Genomic DNA, 14,457 nt, shown 5'->3' on the forward strand with positions numbered 1-14,457 from the left:
CTCAGTCCTTGGCCAGCCGGTATTCGCCGGTCTTGGGATCCTTGACCAGCGTTCCCATCGCGCCGTTGGCCGCCTGCTTTTCGGTGCGCCGCATCTTGGCCGTCACGCGCTCGGCTTCCCTGACGAAGGAGCGATAGCCGAAATAGGCGAGGACGCCGACTGCGATGAAGAAAATGATCTGTGGCATGTCAAACTCCTTCCTCGCAAGGCCGGCTGCGGCGGCCGGTCGGGTCGGTCAAGCTCTTAAGTTAAACGCTTTTACCGGTTTTTCAAAGCCCGAAGCGAGCCCACAGCGCGCGCTCTTCCGCCGCATCGATCATGCCGCTTGCGGCAGCCGCGGCGATATCGGGCGCTGAAAAGCCCCCATTGCTTGAGCCGAACCAACCGAACCGGCCGAACAGGCCGCGTGGCGCCGTGATCAGCTTGAGCTGGGTTTTCGGCCCGAAACGGGTCTTCAGCACGCTGCGCATGTCGCCGAGCGCGTCGACAAGGCCGAGCTCCAGCCCCTTCTTGCCGGTCCAGAACAGACCAGTGAACAGGTCCGGGTCGTCCTTGAGCTTGGTGCCGCGCCGGTCCTTGACGAGGTCGATGAAGGTTTCGTGGACATCGAGCTGCAGCGCCTTCAGCCGCTCGATGTCTTCCTTTTTCTCGGGCTTGAACGGATCGAGCACCGCCTTGTTCTGGCCGGCGGTATGGACGCGGCGCTCGATGCCGATCTTCTTCATCAGCTCGGGAAAGCCGAACGAAGCCGACACCACGCCGATCGAACCGACGATGGAGGACGGATCGGCAAAGATCTCGTCGCCGGCGACCGCGATCATGTAGCCGCCCGACGCCGCCACGTCCTCGACGAAGACCAGAACCTTTTTGTTCTTCTCGGCCGCCAGGTCGCGGATACGTTTGAAGATCAGCCGCGATTGCACCGGCGAGCCGCCCGGCGAATTGATCGAAATGGCGACCGCGGGGGCTTCGAAGGAAAACGCCTTCTCGATAGGGCCGGCGGTGGACGCGAGCGAAAGACTCGGCCGGAACTGGCCGCCGCCGGCCATGATGGTGCCGTGCAGCCGGATGACGGGAATGACGACGATGTCGGAGCGCCAGGATTTCGGCAGCAGGCGGTTGAGAAAGCGTTTCACGGGATCTCCGGTCAATTGGCCTGAAGGCATGTAGGGATTCGCCGGCCAACGGCAATGCCGCGACGCCGACCGGCTAGCCGCATGATCCTTTCCTAAAATCGGAATCGATTTTAGGAAAGGATCATGCGCAAATCAAAAGTGCTACAGCGCTCCTGGCTCGTCCGGAAGGACGGGCGGCGCTGTAGGTCAGTCGCCGAACAGCGAAGCCAGTCCGTTGTTGATCATCTCGGTCCGCTCCGTTGGGCCGTCGCCCGATTGCGCATGCAGCATCAGCGGCGGGCGGATCGACAGTTTTCCGCGTGCCCCGAGTATCGCCCTGACGACGATGCGGATCGCCGCCGCCTCGGGGCGAGGGTGGACGGCCAGCATCTCGGCATCGCCGAAGCGGCCTGATATCGCATCGAGGATGGCGCCGAGCTGATCGGGCCTGGCAATCACGGCAAGACCGCCGCGCGGCCTGACCACAGCAGCCGCACTTCGGATCCAGCTGTCGAACAGCCCGTCCTCCGTCACATGTGCTGCCCTTCTGAGCGGGTCGGGCGTGGCGCGATCCTCGGCGGCATTGAAGGGCGGGTTCATGATGACGAAATCGAAGGAATTGTCGGCAAGCCCGGCGGCTGTTCGCGCTTGGCCCGACAGCGCGACGTCTGCGGCGAGCACCGAGGCGCGGTCGTTGAGATGCGCATTGCCGGGGTGGGCAAGCGTAGTTGCAGCGAACGCCGCCATTTCCGGAGACCGTTCGATGAGCACGGCCTTGGCATCAGGACAGCGCGACAGCACCGCCAGGCCTGCGGCGCCAGCACCCGCGCCGAAATCGGCAAGGCGGCCGGCGAAGGAGGACGGCACGGCAGCCGCCAGCATCATGGCGTCCATGCCGGCGCGATGGCCGGCCTGTTTCGGCTGAACCAGCCAGAACCGTCCGCGATGGAAGGCATCGACCGTATGGGCCGGCGTATCCTGGACAAGGGTGGCGCGCGCCGCGGACATTATTTCTGGCGGATCTCGTTGGCGATGCCGGCATCCGTCAGGATGCGCCGCGCCGCATCGGCCTGATCGGCTTCGACCATGATGCGCCGGGGCAGGATGCCGATCGAGCCGTCGAGCACGCTCATGTTCTGGTCGGCGACGAAACAGCCGATGCCGGCATCGCGCATCAGCGATTCGACAAAGGAGATGATCACGGCATCGTTGGTGCGGATAAGCTCTATCATCGGACGAAACTCGCAGGTTGCAGCGTTTATGTAAATGTGGGTGGCTCCCGTCGCCATCTCGACCGCGCCAAATCGCCTCTTGCCGTGCCTGTGGGTACCGCCCTAGAGTCTGTGGCGGGATCAGGGTGCCGTCGTGCGCGTGACTTATAGACGGGAGTGTTTGTGGTGGGTGTCGTTCTCAACATCGAAAACGGGAAGCGGGAAGCCGCCTCGATCAAGGATCTCATCGACCTTACGGCGGCCGATATGGGGCGCGTTAACAAATTGATCCTGTCGAAGGCCGGTTCCGACGTCGAGATGATCCCGGAGATTGCCAACCACCTGATCTCTTCGGGCGGCAAGCGGCTGAGGCCGATGCTGACGCTCGCCTCCGCCCAGATGTTCGGCTATTCCGGCGAGGGTCACGTCAAGCTCGCCACATCGGTCGAGTTCATGCACACGGCCACGCTCCTCCACGACGACGTCGTCGACGAGAGCGGCATGCGGCGCGGCAAGAAGACCGCCCGCATGATCTGGGGCAACCAGGCAAGCGTGCTGGTCGGCGATTTCCTGCTTGGCCAGGCTTTCCGCATGATGGTCGATGTCGGCTCGCTGGAAGCGCTCGATATCCTGTCGAGTGCTGCCTCGATCATTGCCGAGGGCGAGGTGATGCAGCTCGCTGCCGCCAAGAACCTCGAAACCACCGAGGATGAGCATTTCGCCGTGATCAAGGCCAAGACGGCGGCCCTGTTCTCGGCCGCCGCCGAGGTTGGTCCGGTCATCGCCCAGGCGACGCGAAACGATCGCGCGGCACTGCGCTCCTATGGCATGAATCTCGGCCTTGCCTTCCAGCTGATCGACGATGCGCTGGATTATGGCGGCACCAGCAAGGATCTGGGCAAGAATGTCGGCGACGACTTCCGCGAGGGTAAGGTGACGCTACCGGTGATCCTCGCTTACCGGCGCGGCACCAAGGCCGAACGCACCTTCTGGAAGCGCGCCATCGAGGACAATGTCATCGACGACGCCGGGTTGGAAAAGGCGATCGGATTGATGACCCGTCACGGGGCAATCGCCGACACCATTGGACGCGCCGGCCATTTCGGCGAGATTGCCCGCGACGCGCTGGCGCCGCTCGAAGCGACGCCGCAGAAATCGGCGCTGATCGACGTCATCGATTTCTGCATCAGCCGGGTGAACTGAGAGGCGCCGCTCCTCATCTTGGTTTCCCCGGAAGCACCATTGCGGCGAGCAGGCTGACGGCGATGCCTGCCGCAGCGAGCCAGAAGGCGACCTGGATGCCGTCGGCAACAGCGATCTTCAAGGCATCACCGGCCAATCCGCCGACATGGCGGTTGGCGATCGCGATCAACACCGCCATGCCGATCGCGTTGCCGACATTGAGCATGGTGGAGGCCATTCCCGACGCGACGCCCTGTTCGTCGTGGGAAACACCCGAGGCGGCGGCGATCCACATGGCGGTCCAGACGATGCCTTGTCCGACGCCGGAGATGATCAGGCCGGGCACGAGGGATAGATAGCTGCTGTCTGCGGATGCGCCTGATACCATCAAGGCCGTCCCGGTCGCGCCAATGACCATGCCGCCGACCAGCGTGGCGCGTGTCGAAAAACGCGTTGCCAGGCGTTCACCGAATTGCGTGCCGACCGCGATGGCGACCGATGGCACCAGGAACGCAAGGCCGGCCTGCAAGGCGGTGAAGCCATGCACGTTCTGCAGCAGCACGGTGAGGAAGTAGGGCAGGGCGCCGAAAGTCCCCATGAAGAGGAAGGTGATTGTCATGCCGGCGACCAGGCTGCGGTTGTGGAACAGGCGCAGCGGCATCAGCGGATCGGCGCTCTTCGCCTCTATCACCGCGAAGGCGATCAGGAAGAGTGCCGCCAGTGCGGCGCTGACGATGATCGCAGTCGACCCCCAGCCATATTCGGGGCCCTGAACCAGCGTGAAGACAAGCAGCGTCGCGCCGGTGGTGACGGTCAGCGCGCCCGGCAGATCGAAGCTGCGATGTTCATGCCGCTTGCGGTCCCGCGGAATGATGGCGAAGGCCGCGATGATGGCGACCCCGGCCAAGAGCACGTTGACATAGAAGACCGAGGGCCAGCCGAAGGCGCTGGTGAGAAGGCCTCCCGCCAACGAGCCGAGCGTGAGGCCGCTCGCTCCGGCGCCGCCCCAGACCGCGAGCGCCCGATTGCGTTCCGGCCCCTCGGCAAACAGCCGATTGATCAGCGACAGCGTGGCCGGGAACAGGAAGGCGGCGCCGATGCCTTGCACCGCACGGGCCGCGATGATCACTTCCGGCGACCAGGCGAGGCCGCCGACCAGGGACGAAAGCGCATAGAGCCAAAGCGCGAAGATGAAAACACGGCGCTGGCCGATCAGGTCGGCAGCCCGGCCGCCGAACAGCAGGAAGCCACCGGTGAACACGGTGTAGGCGCTGACCACCCATTGCAGGGTCTGGCCCGAAAAGCCCAACCCGGCGCCGATTTCCGGCAAAGCCACGAAGACGATGTTGAGGTCGAGTGCGATGATGAGCTGGGCGAAGGCAAGCAATGCCAGCGTGGCGCCGCGCTTCGCGCCGATCCCTCCTGCTGCCGCGGCGCCGAACGGCGCGCCTTGATCGAGTGAGCTCATGTCAAAATCTCCATGTCGACGATTCTTTATCGATCAATAAAGAATTGGGTTTGCAATCCGAAGTCAAGCGGATTATTTGTTGACTGATAAAAAATGGAGGTCGCGATGGCAGGAAGGCCAAGGGAGTTCGATCGGGATCAGGCGTTGGAGAAGGCCCGCGACGCCTTCTGGACGCGCGGCTATGAGGGCACCTCGATGGCCGATCTCGTGTCGGTGCTTGGTCTGGCCTCGCCGCGCATCTATGCCGCCTTCGGCTCGAAGGAGGACCTGTTTCGGGAAGCGGTCGTTCTCTACGAGACCAAAGAAGGAAGCTTCGCCACCCGCGCGCTTGCCGAGGAGCCAACCGCTCGGCGGTTTGTCGAGCGGTTGCTGCGTGATGCAATCGAAATCTATACGAGGCCGGGTCTGCCGCAGGGCTGCATGGTTGTCTCAGCCGCGACCAACTGCGCCGCCGAGAACGATCGCGTGCTTTATTGGCTGGCCGAACGTCGCCGAGCGCGCAATGCGCTGATTGTCGAGCGCCTGAGAAAGGGCGTTCGGGACGGGGAGCTCAAACCGGATACGGAGGCCGAGGCCATGGGCGACTACTACACCACGCTCTTGTTTGGTCTCTCGGTGCAGGCGCGCGACGGTGTGCCGAAAAAGCGGCTGCATGCTCTGGTAACCGTGGCGATGCAGTCGTTGGACGCAAGACTTGTCCAGGGATCCTGAGCTTCATCGACCGTCGTGCGGAGGTCAAAACGGAATTTCCCGGCAGATCAGCAGATCACATCGTGGCTGGGCGGGGTGGTGGACGAGATCACGAAAACGCCCTCGCGCTCTTCAGCAGCGCCACGAGCTGGCTCTGGCGGCTAGTTCCGGTTTTCCGAAAGATTCGTTCGAGATAGGTGCGGGCCGACTTGACGGCGATGCCGATTTCGATAGCCGCTTCGTGCACCGAACGGCCGGCGGCAAGCGCGACGGCGAGCCGGCCCTCGGCCGGCGTCAGGTCGAACAGGCCTGAAAAGATATGGGGCGACGGAACAGTCGCGCAGAGGCTGACCTCGGTTGCCGAAACGAGAATATCCGCACCCGAAAAGATATCATGCGCGGCGCGGCGCAACGGCAGCAGGTGGACAACTAGCGCGGGCCGCCCCTTCGTGCCCGGAACAGGGATGGACCGCACGATGCGGTTATCCCGGTTCTGCGCGATGGCCTGCTGGAAAAGCGCGTTTGCCGGTTCATTGGCAAGCGCGATGCCGCCATGGGCCGTGGGGAGGAAAACGTGGGCCATGTCTTCGAGGAGCGGATTGGCCGTCAGCACGCGGCCCGACCCGCTCATGACAGCGGCCGGCAGTCCAATTTCGCGCAGCGTCGATACGGCGGTCTTTGCCCGTTCCAGACCCAGGCGCCCGGCAATAACGCCAGCTCTCGCGAGGTGAGGGCGCAGTTCGTCCAGCCGATCGATCGCGGCCTGATCGTAGATCCCGTCCTTTAGCCAGCGCTGGAAGACAAAAAGCACGAACTCTCCGCCAGGCATTGGGACGGATGTGCATACATGCGATCCAGCGCCAAATGCCGTTGCGCTTTTGCGGACGGGGTCGCGCTCGATCTCCTCGCCGGTCATGAAATCATCGACCCGCACAAAGCTTGCTGGCTGTGTGCTGCACATGCGCTGCACGCTTTCGGAAAACTTCCAGCTATCCCCCGCCATGAATTCATCGAGCAAGGGCTGGACATGCGCTTCGGTGATGGCGCGGACCGGCGACTGATCGCTGAATACAAAGATCGCGCCGCTTGCCGAGCGGGAGATCGCGCTTGCCGCTCCCAATACCTCCGGCCACAGCTCGTCCGCGAACGCCGCTTCGTAGATTAGATCGACAATGGCGAAGGCCTGCTCGTCCTGCGGCATTTCCAGCATCGGCATCTTCCTGGGCGAAGCAACGGCATCCATCTGCACGGTTCCACGCATCATTCCGTTGCGTAAACTTTCGACGCCCGCCGCTTACGGATCGCTTACGGCATCGGGTTGCCGGTGCCGCAGCAGGGCAAGCCAGCAGCCCGCCAGGCCAGCAAAGCGCGGTCGATGGTCGCAGTTGCGCGCCGTTCGGCATGCTTTGCTAATCGCATGACTCGATTGTGAATTCGGGCCGGGTTGAAGCGTGACCCCAAAAAGGCCATGCTTTGCTTGGAAAAGATCGAGTCTACGGCGATCCCGCTGACGCGGGCATGGCTTTGACTGAAAGGGATACGATGCGGCAAGGATGTGCGCGCTGGCTGACACGGCTGGCAATTGTGACGGGCATGGCGATCTCTGGTCTGCCAGCCCTGGCCAAAGAGACCACCGGGCCGGTCAAGATCACATCCTTCTCGGGCGCTTATCTCGCCGCGCGGGTCGCCGAAGGCGACAATGATCTCGACAATGCCATCGCCTACTACAAGCAGGCGCTCGCCTTCGCACCCGACGATACCTCGTTGCAGCAAAGCCTGATGTTGTCGCTGATCGCGCAAGGGCGCTTCGAAGAATCCCTGGTCTATGCCGACAAGCTCAAGGCGGTTCCGGACGTCGAGCGGTTCTCGCGCCTGGCGCTGGCCGTCGGTTCCTTTCACAAGAAGGACTTTTCCAAGGCAGAATACTGGCTCAAGCTTTCGCTTGAATCCGACCTCGACCGGCTGATCTCCGGCGTCATGACCGGTTGGGCCAAGCAGGGCGCCGGCGACGCCAGCGAGGCCATGGCCTCCATCGACAAGCTGCAGGGTCCGGACTGGTTCGGCCTCTTCAAATCCTTCCATCGCGCGCTGATTGCGGACGCATCTGGCTTGCCCGAAAAGGCGGATGCGATTTACGCCGCGACCCTCCAGGACACCGCGACCGGTAGCGCCGCACCCGAAACCTGGATGCGCAATGCGCAGGCCTATGCCTCTTTCCTCGCCCGCAAGGGCGACAAGGGCAAGGCGCTGTCCGTGCTTGATCAGGCCGAGGCATTTGCATCCGGCAAGGTGGAGATATCAGCGCTTCGCGACAAGATCACCAAGGGCGAGAAGATCGAACCCTTCGTTGCCGGCCCGTCCGACGGCGCCTCGGAAATTCTGCTCGATCTCGCCACCGCGCTCAATCGCGGCGGCGGCGAGCCGTTCGTCCGCCTCTATCTGCAATATGCCCTGGCGCTGAAGCCCGACAGCGACGCGGCCCTTGTCCAACTCGCCGCCGTTTCCGAGCAGTTGAAGGACGGCGAGGGCGCTATCGCCTTCTATCGCCGCATCCCGGCCAGTTCGCCACTGAAGGAGCTTTCGGAACTGCAGCTCGGCCTCAACCTTGCCGATCTCGACCGCCATGACGAGGCCATCTCCCATCTGAAAGCCCTCGTCGAAGCGCATCCCAACGACATGCGCACATATCAGGCGCTCGGTGGCGTCTATGCCTCGAAGGAGGACTTCCGCTCCGCGGCCGATCTCTTTGACAAGGCGGTGGCGGCGCTGAAGGCCCCGACCCGCGCCGACTGGAACATTTTCTACCAGCGCGGCATCGCCTATGAGCGGCTGAAGGAGTGGCCGAAAGCCGAGCCGAATTTCCGCAAGGCGCTGGAATTGTTCCCCGACCAACCGCAGGTTCTGAACTATCTCGGCTATTCCTGGGTGGACAAGAACATGAATCTCAAGGAAGGCCTTGAGATGATCCAGAAGGCCGTCGACCTCAGGCCGAGCGACGGCTACATCGTCGATTCGCTGGGCTGGGCCTATTTCCGCCTGGGCAGGTTTGATGACGCTGTTCGCGAAATGGAGCGTGCCGTGTCGCTGAAGCCGGAAGATCCGGTGCTGAACGATCACCTCGGCGATGCCTATTGGCGGGTCGGCCGCAGGCTGGAAGCCACCTTCCAGTGGAACCAGGCCCGCGACCTGAAGCCGGATCCCGACGTGCTCGCCGCCTTGCAGCAGAAACTGCTGAAGGGCCTGCCGCCGATCGAATCCAACACGGCGCAGGAAACCCCGAAGGTCAAGCCCGAACCGGCGCCCGCGCCGAAGGGCTGACCCTTCCGCCTTGACGCTTGGCGGGTGGCGCTCTAGAGCCTGATCCCGAACCGAAGGTCAGCCAGCAAAAAGTTGCAGACTTTTCGGACAAGATCATGCGGCCTGATCCAACAGGTGCCGCATTCCGCCGCTCCGTCGAGGCCGCCGTGACCGTTGATATCCCAGCCCATATGCATCCCAGCCGCTCGTTCCAGGGGCTGATCCTGACCTTGCATAACTACTGGGCGGACTATGGCTGCGTCGTTCTCCAGCCCTATGACATGGAAGTCGGCGCCGGCACATTCCATCCGGCGACGACGTTGCGGGCGCTGGGGCCAAAGCGCTGGAACGCCGCCTATGTGCAGCCTTCGCGCCGGCCCAAGGACGGGCGCTACGGCGAGAATCCGAACCGGCTGCAGCACTATTACCAATATCAGGTGATCCTGAAGCCGAACCCGCCCAATCTGCAGGAGCTTTATCTCGGCTCGCTGGCAGCCATCGGCGTCGATCCGCTGCTGCATGACATCCGCTTCGTCGAGGACGACTGGGAAAGCCCGACGCTCGGCGCCTGGGGACTGGGCTGGGAGTGCTGGTGCGACGGCATGGAAGTGTCGCAGTTCACCTATTTCCAACAGGTCTGCGGCATCGAATGCGCGCCGGTGGCGGGCGAGCTTACCTACGGGCTGGAGCGGCTGGCCATGTATGTGCAGGGCGTCGACAATGTCTACGACCTCAACTTCAACGGCCGCGAGGGCGCCGACAAGGTTACCTATGGCGAGGTCTTCCTGCAGGCCGAGCAGGAATATTCGCGCCACAATTTCGAATTCGCCAACACGGCGATGCTGCTCCGGCATTTCGAGGACGCCGAAGCCGAGTGCAAGGCGCTGCTCGATGCCGGCGCGCCAGCTTCGAACGACAATCTGGCGATGCACCGGATGGTGTTTCCCGCCTACGACCAGTGCATCAAGGCCAGCCACGTCTTCAACCTGCTCGACGCGCGTGGCGTGATTTCCGTCACCGAGCGGCAGAGCTATATCCTGCGGGTGCGCAATCTGGCGAAAGCCTGTGGCGAAGCGTTTTTGCTGACGCAGGCTGGCGGGCTGGCGGCTTAGCTCCAAAGGCTATTTGCGATTTCGACCGAAGCGCTGATTGGCAATACGCCTTGGCCGCTGGAACCAGCCATTGTCCGCAGCGCTTGCCTGACGCCAGGCATCGTGAACGTGCCATGAGCCTGCGCTGTGAAACAGGCGCTGAGCGCGAGGATCTGTAGGAATGTCGATGCCGTCTTCATGGTCGTTCAGCCAATAGTTCTCTGCCTGAGCGTGGGTCGCTTCAGCGCTGCGTTAGGTTCATGAAAATCTTTGACCCAAGGACGGACGATCCCGCTTCGGCCCGACAGGCAGCGGAATATTTTTGGAAATCGCTGGCAGAGGCCGCGATCTTGCAGGGAAGGGTGACAGCGGCCAGCCGAGTTGCTATGCCCCGCCCGACCGTTCTCCCGCATGAGCTGACCCTATGCCCGACCTGCTCCTAGAAATTCGCTCCGAGGAAATCCCCGCGCAGCCGCACGCCCGCAGCGCCGCAGGCGCGAGGACGTGCAAAAAAGGAAAAGGCATGCGGGGAGGGAAACTCTAATGCCGGATTTATTGCTTGAACTTCGCTCCGAGGAAATCCCCGCGCGCATGCAGCGCAAGGCGGCAGGCGACTTGCGGAAGATGCTGACTGACGGTCTGGTCGAGGCCGGGCTGACCTATGAGGCGGCGCGCGAATATTGGACGCCGCGCCGGTTGGCGCTCGACATTCGCGGCGTGACCGCGCGCTCGAAGGACATCAGCGAGGAGATCAAGGGCCCCTCGACCAAGGCGCCCGAACAGGCGGTCCAGGGTTTTCTGCGCAAGGCCGGTCTTTCCTCGATCGCCGAGGCGCATGTCCATGCCGACCCGAAGAAGGGCGATTTCTATGTCGCCCATATTGCGAAGCCGGGCAGGGCGGCAGAAGAAATCATCGCCGAGCTGGTGCCGGGCATCATCCGCGGCTTTCCATGGCCGAAATCGATGCGCTGGGGGCCTGCCTCGGCGAAACCCGGATCGTTGCGCTGGGTGCGGCCGCTGCAATCCATCCTCTGCACCTTCGGCCCGGAGACCGAAGAGCCGGTGGTGGTCGATTTCGAGATCGACGGCCTCCGCTCGGGTAACCTCACCTACGGCCACCGTTTTCATGCGCCGGGCGCGATCACCGTGCGCCGCTTCGACGACTATGCCGCAAAGCTGGAGGCAGCCAAGGTCGTGCTCGATGCCGACCGGCGCAAGCAGATCATCCTTTCCGACGCCAGGAATCTCGCTTTCGCCAACGGGCTCGACCTGGTCGAAGACGAGGGCCTGCTCGAGGAAGTGTCAGGCCTGGTCGAATGGCCTGTCGTGCTGATGGGCGAATTCGAGCAAGACTTTCTCGCCATTCCGGCCGAGGTGATCCGGCTCACCATCCGCGCTAACCAGAAGTGCTTCGTCACGCGGCCGCAGGGCGTTGGTGAAGAGCTTTCCAACCGCTTCATCCTGACCGCCAACATCGAAGCCAAGGACGGCGGCAAGGAGATCGCCTACGGCAACGGCAAGGTGGTGCGCGCGCGCCTCTCCGACGCGCTCTATTTCTGGAAGACCGACCAGGGCGACCTGCCTGACCTCGACCAGTTGCAGGCATCGGCGGAAAAGTTCGGGCTCGATCTCAAAAAGCCGCTCGACCAGCGCATGGCTCGCCTCGACCATCTCGGTGTCACCTTCCACGCCAAGCTCGGCACGCAAGGCGAGCGGGTTGAGCGGATCAAGAGGCTGGCTGGCGAGATTGCTGACACGTTGTCGAAGCAGCCGAATTTCTTCGATGGCAAGCTTCTGTCAGCCGACGATCTGAACGTCGAACAGAAATATCTCCGCGAGCGCGCCGAGCGTGCTGCCGTCCTGGCCAAGGCCGACCTCACCACCGAGGTGGTCGGCGAGTTCCCGGAACTGCAGGGCGCCATGGGCCGCAAATATGCGCTGCTGCAGGGCGAGCATTCTTCCGTCGCCGCGGCAATTGAGGAGCACTACAAGCCTCAGGGACCGTCAGACCGCGTGCCCACAGATCCAGTGTCGGTGGCCGTCGCGCTCGCCGACAAGCTCGACACGCTGGTCGGCTTCTGGGCGATCGACGAAAAGCCCACGGGGTCGAAGGATCCCTATGCGTTGCGGAGGGCTGCGCTCGGGGTGGTAAGGATTTTGGTTGAGAATGAGGTTAGGCTACCGGTCCAGCGCCAGTTTCTTAACGCACTGTTCGGACTTACCTACAATGGCGGTGATCGTTTTTCGGTGGTCTGGCGAGCGGATGACGGGGGGGATTTCACTACCGGCGTTGGATCGGCCGATGATCTGCTCAGTAAGCGAGCAGGTTTGTTGTCCTCGGAGGTACGTGGCGTAGAACTCCCAGACCATTCTGCGGCTGAAATAATTGCCGACCTCCTCTCCTTCTTCCACGATCGTCTGAAGGTCTATCTCCGCGATCAAGGCGCTCGCCATGATCTAATCGATGCTGTGCTGGCGGGTGGCGGAAGCGCGCCAATCTCCCCCCTAGAGGGGGAGATGTCGGCGAAGCCGACAGAGGGGGGCGCTGTCCCGCCGGCGTCTCATTCTGTCACGCCCCCCTCTGCCCTGCCGGGCATCTCCCCCTCAAGGGGGGAGATTGGCCAATCGCAAAACGACGACCTGCTTCAAATTGTTCGCCGCGTCCAAGCGCTCGGCTCGTTCCTCGACACCGAGGACGGCAAGAACCTGCTCGCCGGCACCAAGCGTGCGGCCAACATTCTGGCCGCTGAGGAGAAGAAGAAAACGACGGTTGCCGACCATGTCGAGCCGGCTCTATTCCGGGAAGATGCCGAGAAAACGCTGTTTGCGGCGGTGAATCAGGCCGAGAAGGAAGCCGGCCAAGCGATACACAATGAAGACTTTTCCGCCGCCATGCTGGCGCTTAGCGCGTTGCGCGAACCGGTTGATTCATTCTTTGAACGCGTTCTCGTGAATGATGAGGATCAGGCCGTTCGAGCCAACCGTCTGGCACTGCTGGCGCGCATCCGGGCAGCGACTGACCAGGTCGCGGATTTCTCGAAGATCGCCGGCTGAGGCTTGGAAATAATTTGTTCCAATAGCCGATTCGAGCCGGCTTACAGTCATATGACGATGATCTCTGCGTGGCACAAGGAGCATGTTCCCCAAACCCACGGAGGCTTCCATGAATTCCGCTCGCGACATCGAAGTGACAGAAGAAACGCCTGCCGAGACGCTTGAGTCGGCTTCCGAAACGACCCTCGACCAGGCCGCCACCACTGCAGTCGAAGCTGCCGACCTGTCGGACGAGGACAGTGACGACGACGAAAGCGAAGCGACGGTCGAGGAAGGCGCTGAAGACGACAAAGCCGCCACCCTCTCGGATGACGATGAGGAAGACGACGAAGACGAAGAAGATGACGACGACAGCGTGAAGGCCGAGGCGCCGGACGCTGAGGAAGAGGAAGAAGAGGAAGAGGAAGAGTCGGACGCCTCCGACGACGCGGACGAAGAGGTCGCGGCCTAGGTTTTTTCAAGCGACGGAGTTTTACTCAGTGAACCGGGGCGGCGCGTGAGCGTCGTCCTGGCCTCGAGCGGCTATCTGGCTTGGTCGATCTCGGGAATGGGCGTCGGCTGTGGCGTTGCCGGCTCGCTGTTCGTTTTCCCTGCCTTTTTGTCGGATTTGGTGTCTGCACCAGGTGCTGCGGCAGCGGTGGTCGCGGCAGGTGCGGAACTTGGAGCCGGTGTTGCGAAGGCGTCGCCGACGATGCCGCCGCGAATGATCATCGGGCTTTGCATGAAATCATGCTTGGGCTGGCTCGGGATCGCAGCAACTTTTTCATAGGCGACATCGGGCACTAGTTCGCCGAGCGCCACGATCGACGGTGTCGAGGAACTCTCAGTCACTTTCACCGGTTCGGGCGCGCCGAGCCTGACGACGGACGGCGTCGAGGATGCTGCACCGAGAACGACGAAGGACGAAGCCTGTGCTCCGCCCGCCGCCAAAGTGAGACCAAGCGCTCCCAGGATACGCACCCAGACCATGATAGTTCCCCTTGCCCAACAAGCCGGCACCATACCGTCGGGGAATTGATGCGGGCTTGCGAGGAAAGATAGCATTTTAGCGATTTGGTAATTCGCCAACGCCCGGACTTGCTCCGTAAACGTCACCGTATTACGCACCCACATCTGTGAGGTGATGAGAGTGGCTGAGATACTTGCCGCCGGCGAGGCGATGGAGCGGGCGCTGGCGCTGCTCGAAGGCGGCGATGTCGTCGCCATTCCGACGGAAACCGTTTACGGGCTGGCCGGCGACGCCACCAATGGCGTTGGCGTGGCGCGTATCTTCGAGGTCAAGGGCCGGCCACGCTTCAACCCGCTGATCGCCCATGTCGCCGATCTGGCGATGGCCGAGCGCCTCGCGC

14 protein-coding genes are annotated in these 14,457 nt (G+C 62.8%); 7 read left to right on the top strand and 7 right to left on the bottom strand.

The window, feature by feature from the left end:
• Window position 1 precedes the first annotated feature (1 nt).
• The 4 genes from EOC93_RS27310 to EOC93_RS27325 all read right to left on the bottom strand — a co-directional run bounded on the left by EOC93_RS27310 (window position 2) and on the right by EOC93_RS27325 (window position 2,347).
• Entirely contained in the window at window positions 2-187 is a 186-nt protein-coding gene (locus EOC93_RS27310; RefSeq protein WP_127206176.1) for a hypothetical protein, read from the bottom strand.
• Window positions 188-269: 82 nt separating this feature from the next.
• The gene (locus EOC93_RS27315) at window positions 270-1,136 is read right to left on the bottom strand and encodes a S49 family peptidase (protein WP_095484026.1); all 867 of its coding nucleotides are present in this window, start codon (window positions 1,134-1,136) and stop codon (window positions 270-272) included.
• 186 nt (window positions 1,137-1,322) lie between these two features.
• Window positions 1,323-2,123: a tRNA1(Val) (adenine(37)-N6)-methyltransferase gene (locus tag EOC93_RS27320; RefSeq protein WP_095483966.1), complete on the bottom strand. Its 801-nt coding sequence runs from the start codon at window positions 2,121-2,123 to the stop codon at window positions 1,323-1,325.
• Window positions 2,123-2,347 carry a DUF2007 domain-containing protein gene (locus EOC93_RS27325; protein ID WP_095483967.1) on the bottom strand — a complete coding sequence of 75 codons (225 nt, stop codon included), beginning with the start codon at window positions 2,345-2,347 and terminating at the stop codon, window positions 2,123-2,125. The genes EOC93_RS27320 and EOC93_RS27325 overlap by 1 nt, the downstream gene beginning before the upstream one ends.
• Window positions 2,348-2,512: 165 nt before the next feature.
• On the opposite strand from EOC93_RS27325, the gene EOC93_RS27330 reads away from it, so the two are divergent.
• Entirely contained in the window at window positions 2,513-3,529 is a 1,017-nt protein-coding gene (locus EOC93_RS27330) for a polyprenyl synthetase family protein (RefSeq protein WP_095484027.1), read from the top strand.
• 13 nt (window positions 3,530-3,542) lie between these two features.
• Here the strand turns inward: EOC93_RS27330 and EOC93_RS27335 are convergent, their stop codons facing one another.
• On the bottom strand, window positions 3,543-4,976 hold the full coding sequence (locus tag EOC93_RS27335; RefSeq protein ID WP_095483968.1) for an MFS transporter: 1,434 nt from the start codon (window positions 4,974-4,976) through the stop codon (window positions 3,543-3,545).
• A 105-nt stretch (window positions 4,977-5,081) separates the two neighbouring features.
• Here EOC93_RS27335 and EOC93_RS27340 point away from each other — a divergent pair, with 105 nt between their 5' ends.
• Window positions 5,082-5,687 (top strand): TetR/AcrR family transcriptional regulator, encoded by a 606-nt coding sequence (locus EOC93_RS27340; protein ID WP_095484028.1) that lies wholly within the window; start codon window positions 5,082-5,084, stop codon window positions 5,685-5,687.
• 88 nt (window positions 5,688-5,775) lie between these two features.
• On the opposite strand, the gene EOC93_RS27345 is transcribed toward EOC93_RS27340, so the two are convergent.
• The gene (locus tag EOC93_RS27345; protein WP_245461553.1) at window positions 5,776-6,930 is read right to left on the bottom strand and encodes a helix-turn-helix transcriptional regulator; all 1,155 of its coding nucleotides are present in this window, start codon (window positions 6,928-6,930) and stop codon (window positions 5,776-5,778) included.
• Between the two features lie 278 nt (window positions 6,931-7,208).
• On the opposite strand from EOC93_RS27345, the gene EOC93_RS27350 reads away from it, so the two are divergent.
• The 4 genes from EOC93_RS27350 (at window position 7,209) to EOC93_RS34245 (ending at window position 13,559) form a co-directional block, all read left to right on the top strand.
• Window positions 7,209-8,984, top strand: a complete 1,776-nt coding sequence (locus EOC93_RS27350; protein WP_095484030.1) for a tetratricopeptide repeat protein — start codon at window positions 7,209-7,211, stop codon at window positions 8,982-8,984.
• A gap of 170 nt (window positions 8,985-9,154) precedes the next feature.
• Complete coding sequence (locus EOC93_RS27355; RefSeq protein WP_206072928.1) at window positions 9,155-10,075, top strand: glycine--tRNA ligase subunit alpha; 921 nt, start codon at window positions 9,155-9,157, stop codon at window positions 10,073-10,075.
• Between the two features lie 522 nt (window positions 10,076-10,597).
• Complete coding sequence (glyS, locus tag EOC93_RS27365) at window positions 10,598-13,108, top strand: glycine--tRNA ligase subunit beta (RefSeq protein WP_127206177.1); 2,511 nt, start codon at window positions 10,598-10,600, stop codon at window positions 13,106-13,108.
• A 109-nt stretch (window positions 13,109-13,217) separates the two neighbouring features.
• Complete coding sequence (locus tag EOC93_RS34245) at window positions 13,218-13,559, top strand: hypothetical protein (protein WP_158302523.1); 342 nt, start codon at window positions 13,218-13,220, stop codon at window positions 13,557-13,559.
• Window positions 13,560-13,630: 71 nt separating this feature from the next.
• Here the strand turns inward: EOC93_RS34245 and EOC93_RS27375 are convergent, their stop codons facing one another.
• A complete protein-coding gene (locus EOC93_RS27375) occupies window positions 13,631-14,077 on the bottom strand; it encodes a hypothetical protein (RefSeq protein ID WP_095483971.1) in 447 nt (148 codons plus the stop codon).
• 160 nt (window positions 14,078-14,237) lie between these two features.
• Here EOC93_RS27375 and EOC93_RS35030 point away from each other — a divergent pair.
• The coding region (locus tag EOC93_RS35030; RefSeq protein ID WP_245461554.1) for a Sua5/YciO/YrdC/YwlC family protein at window positions 14,238-14,457 on the top strand (220 nt) is incomplete at its 3' end.

It is taken from the genome of Mesorhizobium sp. M6A.T.Ce.TU.002.03.1.1 (assembly GCF_003997275.1).
Classification (GTDB): Bacteria; Pseudomonadota; Alphaproteobacteria; order Rhizobiales; family Rhizobiaceae; genus Mesorhizobium; species Mesorhizobium mediterraneum.

What these genes read in the sequence shown, in the direction of transcription:
- EOC93_RS27325 (WP_095483967.1), bottom strand. Translation starts at nt 2,347, where the DNA reads ATGATAGAGCTTATCCGCACCAACGATGCCGTGATCATCTCCTTTGTC.
- glyS (WP_127206177.1), top strand. Translation starts at nt 10,598, where the DNA reads ATGCCGGATTTATTGCTTGAACTTCGCTCCGAGGAAATCCCCGCGCGC.
- EOC93_RS27335 (WP_095483968.1), bottom strand. Translation starts at nt 4,976, where the DNA reads ATGAGCTCACTCGATCAAGGCGCGCCGTTCGGCGCCGCGGCAGCAGGA.
- EOC93_RS27375 (WP_095483971.1), bottom strand. Translation starts at nt 14,077, where the DNA reads ATGGTCTGGGTGCGTATCCTGGGAGCGCTTGGTCTCACTTTGGCGGCG.
- EOC93_RS27355 (WP_206072928.1), top strand. Translation starts at nt 9,155, where the DNA reads ATGCATCCCAGCCGCTCGTTCCAGGGGCTGATCCTGACCTTGCATAAC.
- EOC93_RS27310 (WP_127206176.1), bottom strand. Translation starts at nt 187, where the DNA reads ATGCCACAGATCATTTTCTTCATCGCAGTCGGCGTCCTCGCCTATTTC.
- EOC93_RS27320 (WP_095483966.1), bottom strand. Translation starts at nt 2,123, where the DNA reads ATGTCCGCGGCGCGCGCCACCCTTGTCCAGGATACGCCGGCCCATACG.
- EOC93_RS27340 (WP_095484028.1), top strand. Translation starts at nt 5,082, where the DNA reads ATGGCAGGAAGGCCAAGGGAGTTCGATCGGGATCAGGCGTTGGAGAAG.
- EOC93_RS27345 (WP_245461553.1), bottom strand. Translation starts at nt 6,930, where the DNA reads ATGATGCGTGGAACCGTGCAGATGGATGCCGTTGCTTCGCCCAGGAAG.
- EOC93_RS27350 (WP_095484030.1), top strand. Translation starts at nt 7,209, where the DNA reads ATGCGGCAAGGATGTGCGCGCTGGCTGACACGGCTGGCAATTGTGACG.
- EOC93_RS34245 (WP_158302523.1), top strand. Translation starts at nt 13,218, where the DNA reads ATGAATTCCGCTCGCGACATCGAAGTGACAGAAGAAACGCCTGCCGAG.